The organism is Nocardia sp. alder85J (genome assembly GCF_020176955.2).
GTDB lineage: Bacteria > Actinomycetota > Actinomycetes > Mycobacteriales > Mycobacteriaceae > Nocardia.
On the sequence record NZ_JAIUCZ020000008.1, the window covers coordinates 264,124 to 285,906 of the forward strand.

Below are 21,783 nucleotides of genomic sequence, written 5' to 3' on the forward strand. Positions count from 1 at the left end.
CCGCCGCCTATCCCGAGATCCTGATCCCGGGGTTGACGCCCCAGACCGCCAGCGTGATGAACAGATCGGCGAAGACCACCGCGATGATGCAGAACTTGATCGCCCGGCCGGCCGCGACGCCCACGCCCTCCGGGCCGCCGGAGGCGAAGAAGCCGTAGTAGCACTGGATGAACGTCGTGATCGCCACGAACACCAGGGCTTTCAGCAGCGACCAGAGCACGTCCTGCGGAATCAGGAACTGGTAGAAGTAGTGCTGGAAGGTGCCGGTGGCGGTGCCGCCGATCAGCGAGACCGTGGCCGCACAGGACAGGTAGGCGAACGGCAGCGCCAGGCAGTACAGCGGGATGATCGCGATCATCGCGGCGATCATCCGGGTGCTCACCAGATACGGCAGCGGCCGGATGGCCACCGACTCCAGCGCGTCGATCTCCTCGGAGATGCGCATGGCGCCCAGCTGCGCGGTGAACCGGCAGCCCGCCTGCGCCGCGAAGGCCAGCGTGGCGAGCATCGGACCCAGCTCGCGGGTGGTGGCGAAGGCGGAGATGGCACCGGTGATCGGGCTGAGCCCCAGCAGGTTCAGCGAGTTGTAGCCCTGGATGCCGACGGTCATCCCACCGAACGCGGACAGGATCAGCACGATGCCGATGGTGCCGCCGCCGACGATGAGATTGCCGTTGCCCCAGGTGACATCGGACAGCAGCCGCCAGATCTCCTTCGGATACTGCTTGAACGCCATCGGCATCGAGCCGATCGAACGCAGGAAGAAGTACACCTGGTGGCCGATGCGGGCCAGCCAGTCCCGGGGCGCCGTGGCGGTCGCCCGGAACCGCTCGAGGGGCCGCAGCAGAGGCGGCACATAGGTCGACGACACCGGATCACACCATCTGTGGGGGGAACAAGCTGTTGTAGATCTGTGTGGCAATGAGATTGACGCCGAACAGCATCACCGCCGACAGCACCACCGCGGTGTTGACCGAGTTGGCCACGCCGCCGGGACCGCCGCGGGTGTTCAGCCCCGAGTCACAGGCGATGATCGCCGCGAGCAGGCCGAAGATCAGCGATTTGGCCAGCGCGACAAGCAGATCCGCGGTGACCGCGAAGGAGGAGAAGGTGCCCACGTAGGAACCGGGGGTGCCGTTCTGGGCGAAGATGTTGAACACGTAGCCGGTGAGGAAGCCGACGAAAACCACGAAGCCGCAGAGCAACACCGACACCAGCATGGCCGCGCCCAGCCGCGGGGCGACCAGCCGCCGCAGCGGGTCGACGCCCATCACCTTCATCGCGTCGATCTCCTCGCGGATGGTGCGGCTGCCGAGGTCGGCGGTGATGGCCGAACCGACCGCGCCCGCGATCATCAGCGAGGTGACCAGCGGCGCGCCCTGCTGAATGATGCCCAGCCCGTTGGCCGCACCGATGAACGACGTCGCACCCACCTGCCCGGCCACCGATCCGACCTGGATGGACACGATGACACCGATCGGGATGGCCACCAGCAGTGTCGGCGCGGCGGCGACGCTGGCCATGAACGCGCACTGGCGGACGAACTCGGCGAAGGGGAAGCGGCCCCGCACGATCGAGACGAACAACTCGGCGACGGCCTGCATGCCCATGGTGATCTGGCGGCCGAAGGTTTCGAACGACCGTTTCGGGTGGTCCTGCCAGTAGGCCCGCGTCCAGTCGACGGCTCCACTCATTCTGGTCGTCGCGGGACTGCTCGTCCCACCCGGACTGTTGGCGAACTGCACCGGCTACCCCTCTCGACGTCGGTTGCCTGCCCCGACGACTTGTTGCTCACGGCACCTTACTACGGAGTTAGGAGAAACACACCGAAAAGTGTGTCTCCCGACATAGATCCGGATCACCCCATTTGACCCGCTGTGATAGGTGACATCGGGCTGTCGATGTTCACAATGGAACGGCTTCGCAATGGGGATTATTCGGAACGTCCGGAAGTAATGAATCCGACCCCGGCACTCAATTTCGAGGAATAAATTCATCGAAAATCCACCGGCGCCGTCCGCCGTGACCGACACTATCCGGGTGACATCCCCCGGCCGCTTTACGGCGTCTGTGCGACGCGCCGTGACAACCGGAAAAAACGGACAGCATTCGGGGGCGGCGTGACATCCCGATTGTCCGCATCGAACCTGCGAACCGCACGGCCGGGCGCGCCGTGTCCGGGCGCGAATGCTGACAGGATGTAGTAGTACATGGTTGGTATCGTGCGGCTTCCGACAGCTGGAGGGACATGTTGACAAAACTCGCCAGGGTGGTGCGAACCGCCTGCGCCGCCGCTCTGGGTGCGGCGCTGCTCGGGACGGGACCCGGTGTGGCGCACGCTGATCCGGGCGGGCCGGTGATCGGCGGAGGTTCCGGGATCATCATCGACAACCAGTTCGAGTGCACGGTCACCACCATCGGCCACGACCACACCGGCCGGCTGGTCGGACTGACCGCCGGGCACTGCGGCGACGCCGGTGCGCAGGTCTGGGCCGAGCAGGCCCGCGGCGCCGGAGTGATCGGCAAGTTCGTCTACTCCAACCACGATCTCGACTATGCGGTCATCCAGTTCGATCCGGACCGCATCACGCCGGTCAACCGGGTCGGCAACGTGACCATCACCGGTCTGGGCGCGCCCGCGCAGTTCCCGGCGGTCGTCTGCAAGGAGGGCCGCACCACCGGCAACACCTGCGGCATCGCCTGGGGCGACATCTTCCAGACCGACGAGACCTGGACCCAGATGTGCGTCGTGGAAGGCGATTCCGGCGCACCCGTGGTGGTCGGCACCACCCTGGTGGGCATGGTGAACGCCTATCTCGCGATGGCCTGCTTCGGCCCCGAGGTGGGCACCAACACCACCGCGATCTTCAACGATCTCAACGCGCGCGGCGGCATCGGGGCCGGGTACTCCCCGATCTGATCCAGCCGCGGCACCGCCGCACCGCACCACGAGACCTCCCCGCCGCCCCGTTGCGGTGGGGAGGTCTCGTTTTCATGACAAGTGGTCCGATATCGCCCCCGGAATCGAACCCGGCACCCCCGCCGCTTCGTGTCCACACCATGCGTGATCAGAGGCCGGCGACGGCAACGGAACGCAAGTCCGGGGGTTCCCCTGCCCTGCCCCGGACACCGGACCCGGCTGCGCCGTCCGATCACGGCGACGCCGCGACGAAACCCGGCGCCGGTCCGCAGACAACGGGCCGGCGTGACCCCGGCGCCCCGGCCGTGGCCCCACACCCGGACGGCCCGCGACCGCAGCAGCTGCGACAGCTCCGGATACCGCGGGGAATGGCCCTGCACTCGGTGGTGGCCGGGGCCGATTTCGACCGCTACTTCCGCTGGCGGCGGGCCCACGACGGTGATCCGTTCGCCGTCCGCTTCCCCGGTTTCGGCCGGGTGCTGTTCACCGGAACTCCGGACGGCGCAAAGGAATTGCTGCGCGCGCCGGTCTCGCTGCTGGTCCCGCCGCGGCCCAATCCGATCGAACCGCTGGTCGGCGGCGCCTCGGTGATCCTGGCCCGGGACGAACACCACCGCCGCACCCGCGAGATCCTCGCCCCCGCCTTCCACGGCAGCGCGATCGCGGCCTACGCCAACGCGATTCGCGATGCCGCCCGCGCCGAGATGGACGGCGTGCGCACCGGGGTGCCGTGGCGGCCCGGGGTCCGGGTCGATCTGCGGTCGGCGGCGCGGGCCATCACGCTGCGGGTGATCCTGCAGGCGGTGTTCGGACTGTCGGATCCGCGGCGGCGCGCGGAGTACACCAAGGAGGTGGTCGCCTACCTGACCGCCTTCAGCGGGCCGCTGCTGCTGGTGCCGGCGTTGCGGCACGGCGCGTTCGGGCGGGCCCCCTGGGATCGCTTCGTCGCGGCGCGGTCCCGGCTGGACGCGCTCATCACCGCCGATATCGAGCGCCGGCGCGGCGAGACCGCCGACACCACCGACATCCTGGGCGTGCTGCTGCGCGCCCGCTACGCCGACGGCGGCGAGATGTCCGTCGACGAGTTGCGCGAGCAGTTGCGCACCTTCCTGGTCGCCGGGCACGAGACGACCGCCACCAGTCTGGTCTGGGCGCTGTACTGGTTGTATCGGCAACCGGAGACGCTGCGCCGGCTGCGCTCCGAACTGGCCGCGGCCGCCGGGGCCGAACCCGACGACCTGTCCCGGCTGCCGTATCTGGACGCGGTGTGCAAGGAGACGCTGCGGATGCATCCGCCGGTGCCGATCGTGCTGCGGCGTTTGGTCGGGCCGTTCACGCTGTGCGGGGTGGGCCTGGTCCCGGGGGACACCATGGGCATCGTGGTGTCGCTGCTGCACTCCGATCCCGGCACCTTCCCGGATGCCGCCGAGTTCCGGCCGGAACGGTTCCTGAACCGCCGCTACACGCCGTTCGAATACGCTCCCTACGGCGGCGGGCACCGGCGCTGCCTGGGCGCCTCGCTGGCCGAGTACGAGTTGCGAATCGTGCTGGCGACCGTGCTGGATCGGGTGGAGCTGGCGCCGACCGCGCGCTACCGTCGCAGCCGGATCCCGCGCGCGGTGCCACACAACATCGCCACCGGCCCGCAGCGCGGAATGACCTTCGACGTCATAGCAAATGTTCGAAACTAGTGATTTGCATCACGATTGCTGGCATTGGTTCCGGCGGCCTCGCGGCAAACGGCCAAGTCGCGGCGCATCCCGACTCGCCGATGCGAACACCGCATTCACCGTTCCCCGATGGACCGCTGGCGTCCTTGTGACTCGCCGCGTACCACGAAGACTGTTTTCATCACCGCGAGAACGCGATTGGCGCAGGCCGACCGGCGATGTACTAATGGACCCGGCGTCGGGGACTTGCCGCAAACGAATACGCGCCGTTCTGAATATCGGAATCGAACGGGGCGGAAGTACGAGAGGACTGTTAGGGCTGTGCGCATCAACACCGGTCGGCAATCCGCGCGGAACAAGGCGACGAGCACGACGACCAGGATCGGGGTGCTGGCGCTGACCGTGACGGCCGCCGGCGCCGTGTTCGCCGGACCGGGCGTCGCCGCCCCGCTGTGGCCCGGCGGTCCCGACATTCCGGGCGCCCCCGCCGCGGTGCAGGCCCCGCCGCCGGAGAACGGCGCCGCGCCGCTGAAGAATCCGCCGGCGCTGCCGCAGGCCAACTTCGCGGCACCCGGAGTCAGCCCCGGCGACGGTGACGTCGTCGGCGTGGCACAGCCGATCATCATCAACTTCAAGGATCCGGTCGCCGACCACGACGCGGCCGAGAAGGCCATCCGGATCACCTCCAGCAACGCCACCCACGGGCATTTCTACTGGGAGGGCGACAAGCAGGTGCGCTGGCGGCCGGAGGACTTCTGGCCGGCCAACTCCGACGTCACCGTGGAGGCCGGCGGCACCAAGGTCGCGTACCGGATCGGCGACGAGGTGATCACCACCGCCGACGACGCCACCCACACCATCACGATCACCCGCAACGGCGAGGTGATCAAGACCATGCCCACCTCGATGGGCAAGGTCAAGCACGAGACGCCGAACGGCATCTACTACGTCGGTGAGAAGAACCGGAAGATGATCATGGACTCCTCCACCTACGGGGTCCCGGTCGATTCGCCGGAGGGCTACAAGGTCGAGGTCGAATGGGCGACCCGGCTGTCCAGCAACGGCATCTTCGTGCACGCCGCCCCGTGGTCGGTGGCCCAGCAGGGCGTGTCCGACGCCAGCCACGGCTGCCTGAACGTGAGCACCGCCGACGCCCAGTGGTTCTTCGAGAATTCGCAGAAGGGCGATCCGGTCGTGGTGCAGAACTCCACCGGCACCTTCACCGGCGACGGTATGAGCGACTGGAACTGAACCTGGCGTAACCGGGCACGGCCGCACCGAAAGCGCGCCGGATGCCCGGGCCGGCCCTAGGATTCGCCCATGTCCGGTACGCCCGATAGCGCGCCCCGCGGGACCGATCCTGGAGCACACGGACCGTTCACAGGATCGGCATCTCGGATTTCCCGGTCATTTGCCGGAACCGGGCAGGCTGCCGCAGTGCGCACCCGTCCCGAACGAGTTCTACCCCAGCATCGCGTTCGGGGACTACGCGGGCGCCCGTGGACCGACTACGGGCTGTTCCTCGTGCTGGTGCTGCCGAATCTGGCGTTGCTGGGGATATTCGTCTATCGCCCACTGGTGGACGACATCCGGCTGTCGTTCACCGACTGGAACATCTCCGATCCGCTGGCGCACTACATCGGATTCGCCAACTACCGGGAGTGGTGGGGACGCAACGACTCCTGGCAGATCGTCACCAACACGGTGGTGTTCACCGTCGCCGCCGTGGCCGGCAGTATGCTGCTCGGCCTGGCGCTGGCGCTGCTGCTGGATCGGAAACTGTTCGGCCGCAACGTGGTCCGCTCGATCGTCTTCGCGCCGTTCGTGATCTCCGGCGCCGCCATCGGCATCATCTTCCAGTTCATCTTCGATCCCAGCTTCGGCCTGGTGCAGGATCTGTTGCACCGCATCGGCGTTCACCACGTGCCGGACTTCTATCAGGATCCGCACTGGGCGATGGTGATGATCACGGTGACCTACATCTGGAAGAACCTCGGCTACAGCTTCGTGATCTATCTGGCCGCGCTGCAAGGGGTCCGGCGCGAACTGATGGAGGCCGCCGAGATCGACGGCGCGAGCCGCTGGACCACCTTCTCCCGGGTGCTGCTGCCGCAGCTGCGGCCGACGACCTTCTTCCTGTCGATCACCGTGCTGCTGAACTCGTTGCAGGTCTTCGACATCGTGAACGTGATGACCCGCGGCGGGCCGCTGGGCACCGGCACCACCACGATGATCTACCAGGTCTATCGGGAATCCTTCGTCAACTTCCGGGCCGGTTACGGCGCGACGGTGGCCACCATCATGTTCGTGGTGCTGCTGATCGTCACCCTGTTGCAGGTCCGGGTCATGGATCGGGGTGAGCGGTGAGCGAGGCAGCGGATGTCGGGGCGGGCGCCGCGTATCGGCGGCGGCAGCGCGCGGCCACCGTCTTCGGTTACGCCGCCATGGTCTGCGTGCTGATCATCGTGGGAGTGCCGCTGTTCTGGGTGCTGATCACCTCGTTCAAGGGCCGGCCCGACATCTACACCCAGCCGGCGGTCTGGTGGCCGCACAGCTGGCATCCGGGCAACTACCACGAGGCGACGACCACGCTGCCGTTCTGGCAGTTCCTGCGCAACTCGCTGATCATCACCGCGATCATCGCGGCGGTGAAGTTCGTGCTCGGCATCCTCAGCGCCTACGGCCTGGTGTTCCTGCGCTTCCCGGGCAAGACCGCGGTGTTCCTGGTGATCATCGCGGCGCTGATGGTGCCCAACCAGATCACCGTGATCTCCAACTACGCGCTGGTCGCCCAATGGGGCTGGCGCAACAGCTATCAGGGCATCATCGTGCCGCTGTGCGGGGTGGCCTTCGGCACCTTCCTGATGCGCAACCACTTCCTGTCGCTGCCCGCCGAGGTGATCGAGGCGGCGCGGATGGACAGCGCCAACTGGTGGCGGCTGCTGACCCGGGTGGTGCTGCCCATGTCCGGGCCGACCATGGTCGCGTTCGCGGTGGTCACGCTGGTCAACGAGTGGAACGAATACCTGTGGCCGTTCCTGATGTCCGACGACGCCCGGGTGGCCCCGCTGCCGGTCGGGCTGACCCTGCTGCAGAACACCGAGAATCCGAGTGTCACCAACTGGGGGCCGGTGATGGCGGGCACCCTGCTCACCATGGCGCCGATCCTCGTGGTGTTCCTGATCCTGCAACGCCAGATGATCAAGGGCCTCACCTCCGGTGCGGTCAAAGGTTAGTCCCCCCAAGGAGATTCCCGTGTCCCCCTCGTCTTTCGGGCCCGTCCGCCGTGCCGCCGTGTCGCGGCGCGGCTTCCTCGGCCTGGCCGGCACCGCCGCGGCCGGGCTGGCGCTGACCGCCTGCGCGGGCAGTGGTGGCGGCGGCAAGCAGTCGGGTAGTTCGAACACCATCACCTTCTGGTCCAACCACCCGGGCACCTCCAAGGATCTGGAGACCGAGATCATCAACCGGTTCCAGGCCGAGTATCCGGACCTGAAGGTGAACCTGGTCGACGCGGGCAAGAACTACGAGGAGGTGGCGCAGAAATTCAACGCGGCGCTCTCCGGTGGTGAACTGCCCGATGTGGTGGTGCTGTCGGACGTGTGGTGGTTCAACTACGCGCTGACCAAGGCCATCGAGCCGCTGGACTCGCACTTCTCCTCGGCCGGGGTGAACGTCGCCGACTTCGTGGACACCTTCGTCAACGACTACACGTTCGACGGCAAGACCTGGGCGCTGCCGTACTCCCGGTCGACGCCGCTGTTCTACTACAACAAGGATCTGTGGGCCAAGGCCGGGCTGCCCGACCGCGGACCGGCCAGCTGGACCGAATTCGACGAGTGGGGCCCGAAGTTGCAGAGCCTCGTCGGCGACGGCAAGTGGGCGCACGGCTGGGGTGACGCGAAGAACTACCTGGCCTGGACCTTCCAGGGCCCGAACTGGACCTTCGGCGGCTCCTACTCCGATCAGTGGACGCTGAAGTTCAACGATCCGCACACCATCGCGGCGGGCAACTATCTGCGCGACTCGATCAACGGCAAGAAGTACGCCAGCATCCGGCCGCAGATCGCCGTCGACTTCGGCACCGGCGTCATCGCCTCCACCATCGCCTCCACCGGCGACCTGCGCGGTATCGCCAAGAACGCCGCGGGCAAGCTGCAATTCGGCACCGCGTTCCTGCCGCATCCGGCAGGGCCCGGCTGCACCACCGGCGGCGCGGGGCTGGCGATCCCGGCGCGGATCTCCGACGATCGGAAGGCCAACGCGCTGAAGTTCATCGACTTCCTCACCAACGCCGCCAACACCTCGTACTTCACCCAGGGCACCGGCTACATCCCGGTCCGCAAGTCGGCGATGCAGGATGCCGGCGAGCAGGACTTCCTGGCCAAGGACCCGAACGCCAAGACCGCCTTCGACCAACTGGCGCTGACCAAGTCGCAGGACTACGCCCGGGTGTTCCTGCCCGGCGGCGACCAGATCATCGGCACCGGCCTGGAGCAGATCGGCCTGCAAAACAAGGATGTGACCTCGGTGTTCGCCGACGTCTCCAGTCAGTTGCAGGCCATCTACGACCGCCAGATCGGCCCGAAGCTGCCGAAGTAGTCCGGCGCGCCCACCTTCCACCCGATCGCGAGGAGACCGAATCCGCATGGCCACGGTGCAATTCGACAGCGCCACGCACCTGTATCCCGGTGCGGACACGCCCGCGGTCGACGGCCTGGACATCGAGATCGCCGACGGGGAGTTCCTGGTCCTCGTCGGCCCGTCCGGCTGTGGCAAATCGACCAGCCTGCGCATGCTGGCCGGTCTGGAGTCGGTGGAACGGGGGCGGATCCTGATCGGCGGCCGCGACGTCACGGGCCTGCCGCCGCGGGCCCGGGACGTGGCCATGGTGTTCCAGAGCTACGCGCTGTACCCGAACATGACCGTCGCCGAGAACATGGGCTTCGCGCTGCGCAACGCCGGGGTGAGCCGGGCGCAGACCCGGGAACGGGTGCTCACCGCCGCCCGGATGCTGGAACTCGAGGACCTGCTCGACCGCAAACCCGCGAAACTGTCCGGTGGCCAGCGGCAGCGGGTGGCGATGGGCCGGGCCATCGTCCGCCGGCCGCAGGTGTTCTGCATGGACGAACCGCTGTCCAATCTGGACGCCAAGCTGCGGGTGAGCACCCGGGCCCAGATCGCGGCGCTGCAACAGCGGCTGGGCACCACCACCGTCTACGTCACCCACGACCAGGTCGAGGCCATGACGATGGGGGATCGGGTCGCGGTGCTGCGCGACGGCCGGTTGCAGCAGATCGCCGCGCCGCGGATGCTGTACGACGATCCGGTGAACGCCTTCGTCGCCGGATTCATCGGCTCACCCGCGATGAACCTGCTGACGGCGCCGGTCACCGAGGGCGTCGCGGTGATCGGCGAGCTGCGGCTGCCGGTGCCGCGCTCGGCCGCGGGCCGGGACCGGGTACTGGTCGGCATCCGCCCCGAGGCATGGGAGATCGCCACCGATCCCACCCACGCGCTGGCGGTGGCGGCGGAGCTGCTGGAGGAGCTCGGCGCCGAATCCTTCGTGTACGCGCACGGCGTACACGAGCACTGGTCCAGCCGCTCGGGACGGGTGGTCGCCCGGGTCGACCGGCGCTTCCGGATCGCCCTCGGCGAGAAACTGCTGCTGAGCCCGAAGCCGGACGAGATCTTCTTCTTCGATCCGGACAGCGATACGCGACTGCGCTGAAAGCTGTGCGGCTGTGCCGAGACGGGTGCGGCTGTGCCGAGACGGGTGTGACGGTCCGCCGTCCCGGCGCGGCCGGGACGAGATCGGCATACTGGACGGCGTGACTTCAGACGCGAGCATTCTCTCCGGCATCGATCTGGACTACCGCGACGGCGCCGTGCGGGTACAGGACGACCTGTTCGCGCACGTCAACGGCAAGTGGCTGGAGACGTACGAGATACCGGCGGATCGAGCCGTGGACGGCGCCTTCCGGACCCTGCACGACCAGGCCGAGTTGGACGTCCAGGCGATCATCCAGGAGGCCGCGGCCGCCGCGGCGCCGGCCGGCAGCGAGGAACGCAAGATCGGCGACCTCTACACCAGCTTCATGGACGAGGCCGCGGTGGAGGCGGCCGGGTTGCTGCCGATCGCCGAGGAGCTGGACGCGATCCGCGCGGTGGCCGATCGGCGCGCGTTCGCGGCGCTGCTGGGCCGGCTGCAACGCACCGGCGTCGGCGGCGCGGTGGCGGTCTACGTCGACACCGACGACAAGAACTCGCAGCGCTACCTGCTGCACGCCACCCAGTCCGGGCTCGGGCTGCCGGACGAGTCCTACTACCGCGGCGAGGATTTCGCGCAGATCCGCACCGGGTACATCGCGCACATCGGCCGGATGTTCGCGCTGGCCGGGATCGACGCCGATCCGCAGCGGGTCTTCGAGCTGGAACGCAAGCTGGCCGCGGGGCACTGGGACGTGGTGCGCCGCCGCGACGCCGAATTGAGCTACAACCTCACCACTTTCGCCGAACTCGCCGCCGAGAATCCCGAATTCGACTGGAATGCCTGGACTTCCGAGCTGGCCGGTGGGGTCGATCGGCCGGGTCCGGAGCTGTTCGCCGAACTGGTGGTGCGGCAACCGGATTACCTCCGTACCTTCGCCGGGTTGTGGAGTTCCGAGGAGCTCGACGACTGGCGGGCGTGGGCGCTGTGGCGGGTGCTGCGCTCGCGCGCACCGTATCTGACGGCCGCGCTGGTGGCGGAGAACTTCGACTTCTACGGCCGCACCCTCACCGGCGCCCCGGAGAACCGGGAGCGCTGGAAGCGTGGCGTCTCGCTGGTGCAGGATCTGCTCGGCGAGGCGGTCGGCAAGCTGTACGTGGCCCGCCACTTCCCGCCGGAGGCCAAGGCGCGGATGCAGCAGCTGGTGGCCAACCTGATCGAGGCCTACCGCCGCAACATCACCGATCTGGACTGGATGGGCCCGGACACCCGCGAGGCCGCGCTGGCCAAGCTGGAGAAGTTCACCCCCAAGATCGGCTACCCGGACCGCTGGCGCGACTACGCCGCCGTCCGGATCGATCCGGCCGATCCGGTGGGCAACTACCGCAACGGCTATGCCGCCGAACACGATCGGGACCTGAACAAGCTGGGCGGCCCGGTCGACCGCGACGAGTGGTTCATGACCCCGCAGACGGTCAACGCCTACTACAACCCGGGCATGAACGAGATCGTCTTCCCGGCCGCGATCCTGCAACCGCCGTTCTTCGACCTGAACGCCGACGACGCGGCCAACTACGGTGGCATCGGCGCGGTGATCGGCCACGAGATCGGCCACGGATTCGACGACCAGGGCAGCAAATACGACGGCGACGGCAACATGATCGACTGGTGGACCGACGCCGATCGCGCCGAGTTCGGCCTGCGCACCAAGGCGCTGATCGACCAGTACAGCGCGTTCTCACCCAAGGAACTGCCCGACACCTACACGGTCAACGGCGAATTCACCATCGGCGAGAACATCGGGGATCTGGGCGGGCTGTCGATCGCGCTGGCGGCCTATCGGATCGCACTGGGTGACGAGCGCCCGCCGGTCCTGGACGGCCTCACGGGCCTGCAACGGGTCTTCTTCGGCTGGGCCCAGGTGTGGCGCACCAAATCCCGCAACGAGGAGGCGATCCGGCGCCTCGCCGTCGACCCGCACTCGCCGCCGGAGTTCCGCTGCAACGGCGTGGTGCGCAACCTGGACGGCTTCCACGAGGCATTCGCGGTGCAACCCGGCGATGCGCTGTACCTGGATCCTGCTGAGCGCGTGCGGATCTGGTAGAACCGGCGGCGTTCGTGCCGGTCGCCACGGTGGCGGCCGGCGCGGGCGACACCTGGGTGCACCGCCCGCATCCGGAGGGCAAATCCTCAGGCGGTGAGGGGAATTCGATCGAATTCGCCGTCGCGGGCGCCGGCCACGAAGGCCGACCATTCGCCGGGGGTGTAGGTCAGTCGCATCTCGCCGTGCACGAGGGTGGCGCCGCCGTCCGCGGCCGTCACCACGTGTAGCTCCGAATTCGTTGCGACACCGCTGATCACGGTGTCCAGGAAGGCCGTCCACTCGCGGGCCGAGACGGTGACCACGGGCTCCGCGGCGTCGCGGTTGGCCGGGTCGCGGCGGAACTTGCTGTCTCGGACGTGCACCACGTCACCGTCGAATCTGACTTCTACACATTGGTTTCCGTTGTTGGTGCGAGTCGACGTGAACCAACCGGTGATTTCCGGCCGGTACCTGACGATGGTGAGCATGGCGCAGGATTCTACACGCGGGCATATCGCCGAATCAGCGCCAGCGAATCGATCCGACTGAGGGATCGTTCCAGGGCTCGCACATACGCAAAGCTCAGATCGCGTATGTGATCCGAGTTCTCGACCGCGCCGCCGAAAACGGCGCTCTCCACCCAGCCGAAGGTGGGCAGACTCACAGAACTGAAGTCCAGGAGATGAAAGCTGGAGCCGCCCAGGATCGCACCGGTGGCGGCCTGGAACGGGATCACCCGCACCTCGACGGTGTCGAGTTCGTCGATCACCCGCGCGAGGTATTCCAGCTGTCCGCGTAGCACTTTCGGGCCGCCGATCTGTTGCAGCAGCGTCGCCTCGCCGACCACGACGGTCATGTCGACCCGGTCGGCGCCGCGTAGTCGCCGCTGTCTTCGCATCCGCACCTCCACCAGCTGCTCCACCTGGACCGGGCGGATCATCACATCGGCCCGGATCAGCGCCCGCGCGTAGTCCTCGGTCTGCAACAGGCCCGGGATCACCAGACTGTCGTAGCTGCGGATGCTCTCCGCGCCGTATTCCATGCCGTAATAGCGCTGGAGTTCCGGGCCGATGAGCGCCGAGGACTTGGCCCACCAGCCGCGTTCCTTGCTGGTCGCCAGCAGGGCGAGCAGTTCGTCGCGCTCCTCGTCGGGGACGTCCAGGACCTCCAGCACGGGCCCGATCGAGTTGGCCGTCAGCACTCGCCGGCCCTTCTCGACGTGGGACCAGTTGGCCGGGGTGAAACCGACCTGACGGGCGAATGTCGCCGAATCGAAGCCGCGTTGTTCTCGAAGCTCACGCAGGCGCAGAACCAATTCCCACCGAGCGACCGTGGGGGACAGCGGTGCCATGAAACCTCATGGTACGCCCAGGGTTATCTGGCGTGTGACTATTGTCAATTCTCCGAGTCGGCGATACGGTCTGTGCATCGGGTGGCCACGCCGTTCACGGTGATCTCACGATGCACGGTTCACAGTTCACGGTGATATCGAAATCGCGTCGAGGCAGAGATGAGGTTCGCCACATGAGCACGCTCGACCCACCGGCCGCCTACGCCGCCACGCAGGAGGCGCTGATCCGCTGCCGCGGCTACCGCCTCGAGAACGGCCTGTACGGCGTGGTCGAGCCGGCGCTGGGCCGCATCATGCTCGACGTCGGCGTGGTCGGCGCGATCAGCATGCCCGCCACGCTCGGCTGCGGGGTGCGGGAACTGCTCCGGGACGGGAGCCGCTGCGGTCCCGTCATCGGGCATCCGCGCTCGGCCCGCTGGACCTTCCTGACCGGCCCGGCGGGCGGGTCCACCCAGGATCCGGCGCTGCTCGCCGAAATGTTCCATCTCGGTGCGAATCTCGCCGTCCCCGGCGCGCGCGTGGTGCTGCCCTCGCCCGCCGACGAGCGCACCGGCTACCGGCTCTGGATCGATCCGCCCGAAGGCACCTTCCGGCCCGATGTGCTCGCCGTCCTGGCGGCCATGCGGCGGTATCGGGCCGCGCGCGGACTCAGCGGGTCGGCGCCGGGGTCAGCGTGATGCTGTACCGGTTCTCCAGGGTGTGCTGGAAGTCCTCGGAGCACTTGTCCACCTTGACCTGATCGCCGTTGGCGTTCTTCACGCAGTCGTAGTAGTCCTTGCCGCCGCTCTGGACGAAGATGTTGCCGTAGATGATCCCGATCACGATGCCACCGATCAGACCCAGCAGGCCGAGAATCAACCCGGTGATCGCCATCCCGCCGCCGGCCGCGGTTCCCTTGCGCGCCTTGATCGTTGCGATGACACCGAAGATCACCGCGAGGATGCCGAGCAGCACGCCGCCGATGACGGTCAGGAAGCTCAGCAGCGCCAGGATGCCCAGCACCAGCGCCGTGATCGCCAGCCCGCGGCTGCGCGACTCCTGCCAATACTGTTGTCCCGGTGGCGGATACTGCCCCGGCGGCGGCGGATAACCGCCGGGATACTGCCCGGACGGCGGTGGGTACTGGCCGGGAGGCGGATACTGGCCGGGCGGGGGATAGTTGCCGGGGGGCGGGTACTCCGTCACCGCTGTCCTCTCGTTCTCCGGTCGGCCACCGGGAACGCCCCGATGACATCGACTGGTATCGACCCCCGAAGGTTAGCGACCACCCAGGCGCGCGTGCATCTCCCACACCAGGATTTCCGATGGCAGTTCGGCCACGATCCGCTGGCCGCCGGTGCGGGTCAGCCGGACCGCGTCCCCGGCGTACAGCGTGCCGACCCCCTCCATCCGGACCTGGCCGCGCGCGACGAACAGATGCAGGTAGGGCGCCTCGGGCAGGGCCACGGCCGCACCCTCCGCCGCCATCCGGGCCACGTGCAGCGCCGAATGGCTGGAATTGATCGCGATGGCGGTGCGATCGCGGTAGCGCGGCAGGCCCGAGGCCACCGTCACCAGCCCGCCGCCGGCCAGCTCGGTGTCGATCTCCAGTTGCTGGTAGCCGGGCGTGAGACCGGAATCGTCCGGCACCACCCACATCTGCACGAAATGCACCGATTCGGCGTGCTCGGCGGTACCGCCCTCGGCGGGCGGCAGCCGCCAGGAGTCGTTCTTCTCCGAGTGCAGGATGCCGGTGCCGGCGCTCATCCGCTGCGCCAGGCCCGGATAGACGATGCCCGCGTGCCCGAGCGAGTCCTGGTGTACCAGGGAGCCTTCCAGCACCCAGGTGACGATCTCCATGTCACGATGCGGGTGGGTGTCGAAGCCCTGCCCCGGCATCACGATATCCTCGTTATTCACCAGCAACAGCCCGTGATGGGTGTTTTCCGGGTCGTAGTGCTCCCCGAACGAGAACGAATGCTTCGAATCCAACCACGCCACACGGGTTTTCATGCGGTCGCCGCCGCGATGCACGTCGATGTGTGGTGTCGTGAGTGTGGACACCGTGGTCCTCCTCTCGGGCCGAGCACCGATCACCCTCCAGCGTAGGTGCGCCTCCCGCACCTCACCGAAGAATTACCAGTAAATTCTAGCCTGGTGGCACACCGGCCCCGGACCCCGTGACAGCCGCGGCGACCACGGCCGGTTCCGGACCCGCTGTGCGCTCCCCGGCAAACGATCGGCGCCCGCTAGGGTTGTCTCCGTTCGTCCGCCCCGGCATGCCGTACGGACGGATGAGACCGTATCATGAAGCGGCGCAACACAAACCGGAGGTGAACCGCTGATGCGACCCGAGGCGCTCGCGGGGGCCCGAGGTGTCCACCGGCGGCGGGACCCGCACCCGGGCGGCCGGGCTCCGGCGGCCGGCGCGCACTCGCTCCGCAGGCGAGAGCCCCCGGTCGTACGGCGTGTCACGGTGGCGGGCGGAATCGTGTGGGACGCCGGGGCGCCATGACCGATTCCCGACAGCGCCGCGCGGCCTGGCTCGCGGGGGCACGCCGGCCCGGCGTGCTGCGGCTGGCGCTGGTGCGTTTCGCCGGGCAGTTCGGCGACGGCATGTTCCAGGCCGCGCTGGGCGGGGCCATCCTGTTCAACCCCGAGCGCGAGACCGACCCGCTGGCCATCGCCGGGGGATTCACGGTGCTGCTGCTGCCGTACTCGATCATCGGCCCGTACGCGGGCGCCCTGCTGGACCGCTGGGACCGCCGGACGGTGCTGCTGGTCGCCAATCTGCTGCGGGCCGTCCTGATCGCCGTCACCGCGGCGGGCCTGCTCGGCGGCATCCGCAACGCGCCGCTGGAACTGCTGGCGCTGGCGGTGATCGGCATCAGCCGCTTCGTGCTGGCCGGGGTGTCGGCGGCGCTGCCGCGCCTGCTGGCCCCGCACGTGCTGGTCCCGATGAACTCGGTGCTCGCGACGGTGGCCTCCGGCTGCGCCGCGGCCGGCGCGGCCCTGGCGGTCGCCCTGATCGGCGCTCTGGGCAGCGGTAACACCGCGACCGCGCTGGCCACCGCGGGCAGCGCCGCCGGCTCGGTGCTCGGCGCCCTGGCCGCGGCGAGTTTCGGGCCGCACACCCTGGGCCCGGATCGTCCCGGGGCCGCCGCACCGCGCGATCGCACCGCACTCGCTTCCGCGGAGCCCGGTGATCGAGACACGGCCGATCCCGGCGAATTCATCGGACCGCTCGGCGCGAACGCCCGGCCGCCCGGCGACCGGAGCACACCGAATTTCACCGGGCATCCGCGACGATCCGGCGACCGGAGCTCACCGGATGCCGCCGCGCGGGCCGATCGATCCGGCGGCCCGCAGCCGGACGGGGCCGCCCCCGGTCCCGGTGCAGCCGGGCCACCCGCGCCGCCGGCCCGGTCCGTGGACGAGTCCGAGCGGCCGCCGGATCGATCGGCGCAGCAGAGTTCGGTGCGGGCGGTGCTCACCGGGCTGCGCACCGGGGCCCGGGCGGTGTGGGAGTCGGCCGAATGCACCACGGCGATGATCGGCGTCGCCACCCATCGGATCGTCTTCGGCGCCGACACCCTGCTCATGGTGCTGGTGCTGCGGCGCGACCGCAGCGCCGGACTGTCGCTGCACAGCGGCCTGGGCGGGTTCGGCGTGGCGATCGGCGCGGCCGCCTCCGGCATGCTGGTCGCCGCGGTGGCGGCGCCGCTGCTGATCCCGCGCCTGGGCCGCCCGCGCACGGTCGCCGCCGGACTGTCGGCGGCCGTGCTGGTGCAGGCGCTGCTGGTCACACCCGTCACGCTGACCAGCGGTCCGGCCGAACGGCACGCCTATCAACTGCTGCTGGCCGGGGCGTTCCTGCTGGGGCTGGCCGGGCAGACGATCAAGCTGACCGGGGACGCCACCCTGCAGATCGACATCGACGATTCCCGCCGCGGGCAGGTGTTCGCCTTGCAGGACACGGTCTTCAACATCTCGTTCGTGCTGGCGGTGGCGGTGGCGGCGCTGGTCATCCCGCCGGACGGGCGGTCGGTGCCGGTGGCGCTGGGCGGCGCCGCGATCTACGCGCTGGGGGTGGTCGCGGTGGCACTCAACAGCCGCCGCAGCGCGATTCGCTCCCCGCGTCGCGCTGCGATCCGGCGGACCGGTCGATTAGATTGAGGGGCCGCTGTGTCCGGTCCCAGCCGGATGTCCGAGTCACAGTGCACTCTCGTCGCTGTGCGACCGGCATCCGAGGAGGACCGAGACACATGGGGCTGTCCCCCCGTCGAACGGCCGTGCCCGCCCTGTTCGGGGTGCTGGCGTCCGGAGTTCTGACGCTGCCCGCCGTGGCCGAACCCGCCGCCTGGGCGCCGCGCCCGGTGAACGCCTGCGGCGAGGTCGGTTTCGATCCGCTGAGCCGCAAGCCCGATCCGCAGGCCGCGCCCGCGCCGCTGCTGCCGCCGAGCATCGACATCCCCGTACCGGTGCCGAAGGTCACCATGGTCCCGGTACCCGGACCGCCGCCCGACAACACCCGGGTGGCCGCCGATCCGGCACCCCAGAATCCCTGTGGCGCACCGTGTCCCGATATCCGCGACAGTCTCGGGCCGGATCCGGCCGACGCGCGGGGGGCGGCGCCGTTCGCGCTGCCGCAGGTGCGGATCAAGCCGGAGATCGAACCCATTCCGATTCCGGTACCCGGTGGCGACCCGCTGCCGCCCGAACCACCGCCGGCGCCGGTGGTACACCCCGCCGAACCCGGTCCGGTCGCCCCGGCGCCCGCGGCCCGGCAGGTGCGGTCCGTGGACCTGGTCAACCAGGTGACCGGGCACGGCTCGGTCAACCGCACCGATCTGCGCTATCAGGTGGACGGCACCGACCTCGGGCTGATGTGGGAGACCAAACCCGGTGAGGTGGCCGTCGTGTTCGGCGACACCTTCGGCAAGGGCTGGCAGCCCGGCGGCGCCGGGGCCGAGGATGCGGACTGGCGCAGCAACGTGCTCGGCTACAGCACCGGGCGCGACCTGTCCAAGGGCCTGGTCATCGACTCGATGGTGCAGGACCGGCGCTGCCACGCGGCCGAACTGCTGGACAGCCGCAAGATCAAGAACTTCGAGACCACCACCATCCCGACCTCCGGCTTCGCCCTCGGGCAGCGGCAGTTCCTGACCTACATGTCGATCAACCACTGGAGCCGGATTCCGGGCATGTGGATCACCAACCGCGGCGGCCTGGCCTACTCCGACGACGACGGGCGCACCTGGGTCAAGGATCGGAACGCCGAATGGGACAACGTCTTCGGCACCGACCGGTTCCAGGTCGCGGCGATGGCGCCGCAGGGCGACTACGTGTACCTGTTCGGCACCCCCAACGGCCGCATCGGCGTGGTGGGGCTGGCCCGGGTCCTGAAGACCGAACTGCTGAACAAGTCCGCCTACCAGTACTGGGTCGACGGCACCTGGGCCCCGGCCGCCGAGAATTCGGCGACGCCGCTGTTCGCCGGGCTGGCCGGTGAGCTCTCCGCCCGCTTCGACGAATCCACCGGACAGTGGCAACTGGCCTATCTGGATCCGGTGCGGCACGCCATCGTGCTGCGCACCGCCGCCCAGCCGCAGGGCAGTTGGACCGACGGCGCGGCGCTGGTCGACACCGACGACTACCCCACCGCCTACGGCGGCTTCATCCATCCGTGGTCGAGCGGCCGGGACCTGTACTTCACCGTGTCGGCCTGGAACAGCTACAACGTCTACCTGATGCACGCCACGCTGGACGATCAGCAGGGATAGACCCGCACCTCGGTGGCCTTCACCACGAAGTACACCGTCGCCCCGGGTGCGAGCCCCAGTTCGGCCACCGCACCGGGAGTGAGGTCGGCGACCAGCCCCGCACTCCCGTCGGCCCGATCCGCGGTGTGCACCCGGACCGTCCCGCCCCGATCGCTCAACTCCGCGATCCGCACCCGGAAGGCATTGCGCGGACTCCCGCCCGGCACCTCCCGATAGACCGCGACGGCCGCCGGGGAGAACACGGCCGCCGCCCTGGCGCCGGCCACCCACACACCCTCGCACCGGCCCGACACCACGTCGTCGCCACACCGCACCGCTCCGATCCCGGCCACGCCCGGCACCGGCGCCGAGGCGGCCCGATCTGCGGCAGCCCCGTCCAGGGCAGCCCTGTCCAGGGTGAAGGGAACAGCCGGTTCGACCCTCTCCGGCCCGGTAACGACCGTGGGCCCGGCGGATGTCACCGAACGGGGTGCTCCGGGGACGGGGAGCGCGGTGCCGATCAGCAGGTTGACTCCGGCGATGCGGGCCGCGAATTCGCTTCGTGGCCTGGCCAATACGGTACCGACCGGTCCGTGTTCCACCAGGCGGCCGGCGTCGAGGACCACAACTCGATCGGCCAGTGTCAGCGCGTCGACGATGTCGTGGGTGACGAGGATCGCGGTGGGTGCCCGCCGGGTCCGACCGTCGCCGTAGGGCGGATTCGCCATGTCACCGCCCCGGAAGGCAGCGTTGCTCTCCCGGACCGGAGTGTCACCCTCGATCGCATGGTCGCCGTCGGCCGGGCGCAGCACCCGGCGCAGCAGGGCCCGCATGGCGACCGCGACAGTGACGTCCAGCGCGGCCATCGGCTCGTCCAGCAGGATCAGCTCCGGGCCGACCGCCAGCGCGCGGGCCAGCGCGACCCGCTGGGCCTGGCCGCCGGACAGCTGGGCCGGGCGGCGACCGGCCAGGTCGCTCGCGTCGACCGCGCGCAGCCACTGCCGGGCGACGGCCGCGGCGACGCGGCGCGAGACCCCGCGGCTGCGCGGCCCGAAGGCCACGTTGGCCGCCACCGACAGGTGCGGGAACAGCAGCGGGTCCTGCGCCAGCAGTGAGATCCGGCGCCGATGTGGCGGCACCGCAACACCTTTCGCGACATCGGTCAGGTCCCGGCCGTGCAGCCGCACCCGGCCCGCGTCGGGTGGCAACAGGCCCGCCACGACGTCGAGCAGCGTCGACTTCCCGGCGCCGTTGGGGCCCAGCACGGCCAGCACCTCGCCGGGGTTCACCGTCAGGTCGATCGACAGACCCCGGCCGGCCACCTCGGCCGAAACCTCCAGTCCGCCGGTCGAATTCCGGTCGGCGGCCGAATCACTCACAGCCCCGCCCACTCTCGCCGCTGCGCCGCGTTCGACCGGGCGCCGCGATAGGCGACCAGCACGATCACCACGGCCACGACCACCAGCAGCAGCGAGAGCGCCACGGCGGCATCGGGATCCGTCTCGCGTTGCAGGTAGATCTCCAGGGGGAGGGTGCGGGTGCGGCCCTGCAAACTGCCCGCGAAGGTGAGCGTCGCCCCGAACTCCCCGAGCGACCGCGCGAACGACAGCACCGTGCCGGAGATCAGTGCGGGCCGCAACAGCGGCACCGTGATCCGCCACCACACCGTGGTGGGGGCCGCGCCGAGCGTGGCCGCGATCCGTTCGTACCGTTCGCCGGTGGTGCGCATCGCGCCCTCCAGCGTGATCACCAGGAACGGCAGCGCCACGAACGCCTCGGCCAGCACCACGGCGGTGGTGCTGAACGCGATCCGGATGCCCATCGCCTCCAGATGCCGGCCCAGCAGGCCGTAGCGGCCGAACAGGTACAGCAGCGCCATACCGCCGACCACCGGTGGTAACACCAAGGGCAGCAACACCATCGCGCGCAGTACCGGCAGCACCCGCCAGCGCACCCGGGCCAGCACCATCGCCATCGGCACGCCGAGCAGCACACACAGCGCCGTACTGGCCAGCGAGGTGCGCAGGCTCAGCGCGAGCGCCGCGCGGGAGGCCGGGGTCGTGATCAGCGCCGTGAAACTCGACCAGTGCACCGCCTGCGTCAGCGCGACCAGCGGCCCCACCACGAAGGCGAAGCCCAGCAGCGCCGGTAACAGCAGCCAGCGCGGCACCGACGGGCCGGGGGAGCGCAGTACCGCGTGAATGCCGCGCTGTACCAGCGGAAGCCGGGTCCGACGCCCCGGGACGGCGGCCGGTCCGCCGGTGGTCCCGGCGGAGTCGGTACGCGCCGTCACGGCGTGACGCATTCGGCG

The 21,783-nt window shown here is 69.3% G+C and carries 19 protein-coding genes; 11 read left to right on the forward strand and 8 right to left on the reverse strand.

Annotated features, from left to right (window positions below; all coding sequences use genetic code 11):
* Positions 1-7: 7 nt before the first annotated feature.
* Together LBW94_RS29405 and LBW94_RS29410 are read right to left on the reverse strand one after the other, a co-directional pair.
* A complete protein-coding gene (locus tag LBW94_RS29405) occupies positions 8-871 on the reverse strand; it encodes an ABC transporter permease (RefSeq protein WP_225058211.1) in 864 nt (287 codons plus the stop codon).
* 4 nt (positions 872-875) lie between these two features.
* Positions 876-1,694 (reverse strand): MlaE family ABC transporter permease, encoded by an 819-nt coding sequence (locus tag LBW94_RS29410; RefSeq protein ID WP_225058210.1) that lies wholly within the window; start codon positions 1,692-1,694, stop codon positions 876-878.
* A gap of 554 nt (positions 1,695-2,248) precedes the next feature.
* On the opposite strand from LBW94_RS29410, the gene LBW94_RS29415 reads away from it, so the two are divergent.
* The 8 genes from LBW94_RS29415 (at position 2,249) to LBW94_RS29450 (ending at position 12,401) form a co-directional block, all read left to right on the forward strand.
* Entirely contained in the window at positions 2,249-2,920 is a 672-nt protein-coding gene (locus tag LBW94_RS29415; protein WP_225058209.1) for a S1 family peptidase, read from the forward strand.
* Positions 2,921-3,288: 368 nt separating this feature from the next.
* Positions 3,289-4,611 carry a cytochrome P450 gene (locus tag LBW94_RS29420; RefSeq protein ID WP_225058208.1) on the forward strand — a complete coding sequence of 441 codons (1,323 nt, stop codon included), beginning with the start codon at positions 3,289-3,291 and terminating at the stop codon, positions 4,609-4,611.
* A 300-nt stretch (positions 4,612-4,911) separates the two neighbouring features.
* Positions 4,912-5,841, forward strand: a complete 930-nt coding sequence (locus tag LBW94_RS29425) for a L,D-transpeptidase (protein ID WP_225058207.1) — start codon at positions 4,912-4,914, stop codon at positions 5,839-5,841.
* Between the two features lie 186 nt (positions 5,842-6,027).
* Positions 6,028-6,957, forward strand: coding sequence for a carbohydrate ABC transporter permease (locus LBW94_RS29430; RefSeq protein ID WP_225058206.1), 930 nt, complete (start codon positions 6,028-6,030; stop codon positions 6,955-6,957).
* A 77-nt stretch (positions 6,958-7,034) separates the two neighbouring features.
* Positions 7,035-7,826 carry a carbohydrate ABC transporter permease gene (locus tag LBW94_RS29435; protein WP_225058317.1) on the forward strand — a complete coding sequence of 264 codons (792 nt, stop codon included), beginning with the start codon at positions 7,035-7,037 and terminating at the stop codon, positions 7,824-7,826.
* Between the two features lie 19 nt (positions 7,827-7,845).
* On the forward strand, positions 7,846-9,189 hold the full coding sequence (locus tag LBW94_RS29440; RefSeq protein ID WP_225058205.1) for an ABC transporter substrate-binding protein: 1,344 nt from the start codon (positions 7,846-7,848) through the stop codon (positions 9,187-9,189).
* Between the two features lie 46 nt (positions 9,190-9,235).
* A complete protein-coding gene (locus tag LBW94_RS29445) occupies positions 9,236-10,318 on the forward strand; it encodes an ABC transporter ATP-binding protein (protein WP_225058204.1) in 1,083 nt (360 codons plus the stop codon).
* Positions 10,319-10,418: 100 nt separating this feature from the next.
* Positions 10,419-12,401 carry a M13 family metallopeptidase gene (locus tag LBW94_RS29450; RefSeq protein WP_225058203.1) on the forward strand — a complete coding sequence of 661 codons (1,983 nt, stop codon included), beginning with the start codon at positions 10,419-10,421 and terminating at the stop codon, positions 12,399-12,401.
* Between the two features lie 86 nt (positions 12,402-12,487).
* Here the strand turns inward: LBW94_RS29450 and LBW94_RS29455 are convergent, their stop codons facing one another.
* Complete coding sequence (locus LBW94_RS29455; RefSeq protein ID WP_225058202.1) at positions 12,488-12,868, reverse strand: DUF397 domain-containing protein; 381 nt, start codon at positions 12,866-12,868, stop codon at positions 12,488-12,490.
* An 11-nt stretch (positions 12,869-12,879) separates the two neighbouring features.
* On the reverse strand, positions 12,880-13,731 hold the full coding sequence (locus LBW94_RS29460; RefSeq protein ID WP_225058201.1) for a helix-turn-helix domain-containing protein: 852 nt from the start codon (positions 13,729-13,731) through the stop codon (positions 12,880-12,882).
* 173 nt (positions 13,732-13,904) lie between these two features.
* Between LBW94_RS29460 and LBW94_RS29465 the strand changes: the two genes are divergently transcribed.
* Positions 13,905-14,408: a hypothetical protein gene (locus tag LBW94_RS29465; RefSeq protein WP_225058200.1), complete on the forward strand. Its 504-nt coding sequence runs from the start codon at positions 13,905-13,907 to the stop codon at positions 14,406-14,408.
* On the opposite strand, the gene LBW94_RS29470 is transcribed toward LBW94_RS29465, so the two are convergent.
* Together LBW94_RS29470 and LBW94_RS29475 are read right to left on the reverse strand one after the other, a co-directional pair.
* The gene (locus tag LBW94_RS29470; protein WP_225058199.1) at positions 14,380-14,916 is read right to left on the reverse strand and encodes a DUF4190 domain-containing protein; all 537 of its coding nucleotides are present in this window, start codon (positions 14,914-14,916) and stop codon (positions 14,380-14,382) included. The two genes, LBW94_RS29465 and LBW94_RS29470, sit on opposite strands and share 29 nt — an antisense overlap.
* 72 nt (positions 14,917-14,988) lie before the next feature.
* Positions 14,989-15,774: a pirin family protein gene (locus LBW94_RS29475; RefSeq protein WP_225058198.1), complete on the reverse strand. Its 786-nt coding sequence runs from the start codon at positions 15,772-15,774 to the stop codon at positions 14,989-14,991.
* A gap of 447 nt (positions 15,775-16,221) precedes the next feature.
* On the opposite strand from LBW94_RS29475, the gene LBW94_RS29480 reads away from it, so the two are divergent.
* Together LBW94_RS29480 and LBW94_RS29485 are read left to right on the forward strand one after the other, a co-directional pair.
* On the forward strand, positions 16,222-17,886 hold the full coding sequence (locus tag LBW94_RS29480) for an MFS transporter (protein WP_225058197.1): 1,665 nt from the start codon (positions 16,222-16,224) through the stop codon (positions 17,884-17,886).
* An 89-nt stretch (positions 17,887-17,975) separates the two neighbouring features.
* Positions 17,976-19,493, forward strand: a complete 1,518-nt coding sequence (locus tag LBW94_RS29485; protein WP_225058196.1) for a DUF4185 domain-containing protein — start codon at positions 17,976-17,978, stop codon at positions 19,491-19,493.
* On the opposite strand, the gene LBW94_RS29490 is transcribed toward LBW94_RS29485, so the two are convergent.
* Complete coding sequence (locus LBW94_RS29490; protein WP_225058195.1) at positions 19,481-20,851, reverse strand: sulfate/molybdate ABC transporter ATP-binding protein; 1,371 nt, start codon at positions 20,849-20,851, stop codon at positions 19,481-19,483. The genes LBW94_RS29485 and LBW94_RS29490 overlap by 13 nt on opposite strands.
* Positions 20,848-21,777, reverse strand: coding sequence for an ABC transporter permease (locus LBW94_RS29495; RefSeq protein WP_225058194.1), 930 nt, complete (start codon positions 21,775-21,777; stop codon positions 20,848-20,850). The genes LBW94_RS29490 and LBW94_RS29495 overlap by 4 nt, the downstream gene beginning before the upstream one ends.
* Positions 21,778-21,783: the final 6 nt, after the last annotated feature.

What these genes read in the sequence shown, in the direction of transcription:
- LBW94_RS29410 (WP_225058210.1), bottom strand. Translation starts at nt 1,694, where the DNA reads ATGAGTGGAGCCGTCGACTGGACGCGGGCCTACTGGCAGGACCACCCG.
- LBW94_RS29415 (WP_225058209.1), top strand. Translation starts at nt 2,249, where the DNA reads ATGTTGACAAAACTCGCCAGGGTGGTGCGAACCGCCTGCGCCGCCGCT.
- LBW94_RS29420 (WP_225058208.1), top strand. Translation starts at nt 3,289, where the DNA reads ATGGCCCTGCACTCGGTGGTGGCCGGGGCCGATTTCGACCGCTACTTC.
- LBW94_RS29435 (WP_225058317.1), top strand. Translation starts at nt 7,035, where the DNA reads ATGGTCTGCGTGCTGATCATCGTGGGAGTGCCGCTGTTCTGGGTGCTG.
- LBW94_RS29445 (WP_225058204.1), top strand. Translation starts at nt 9,236, where the DNA reads ATGGCCACGGTGCAATTCGACAGCGCCACGCACCTGTATCCCGGTGCG.
- LBW94_RS29455 (WP_225058202.1), bottom strand. Translation starts at nt 12,868, where the DNA reads ATGCTCACCATCGTCAGGTACCGGCCGGAAATCACCGGTTGGTTCACG.
- LBW94_RS29460 (WP_225058201.1), bottom strand. Translation starts at nt 13,731, where the DNA reads ATGGCACCGCTGTCCCCCACGGTCGCTCGGTGGGAATTGGTTCTGCGC.
- LBW94_RS29465 (WP_225058200.1), top strand. Translation starts at nt 13,905, where the DNA reads ATGAGCACGCTCGACCCACCGGCCGCCTACGCCGCCACGCAGGAGGCG.
- LBW94_RS29480 (WP_225058197.1), top strand. Translation starts at nt 16,222, where the DNA reads ATGACCGATTCCCGACAGCGCCGCGCGGCCTGGCTCGCGGGGGCACGC.
- LBW94_RS29485 (WP_225058196.1), top strand. Translation starts at nt 17,976, where the DNA reads ATGGGGCTGTCCCCCCGTCGAACGGCCGTGCCCGCCCTGTTCGGGGTG.
- LBW94_RS29495 (WP_225058194.1), bottom strand. Translation starts at nt 21,777, where the DNA reads ATGCGTCACGCCGTGACGGCGCGTACCGACTCCGCCGGGACCACCGGC.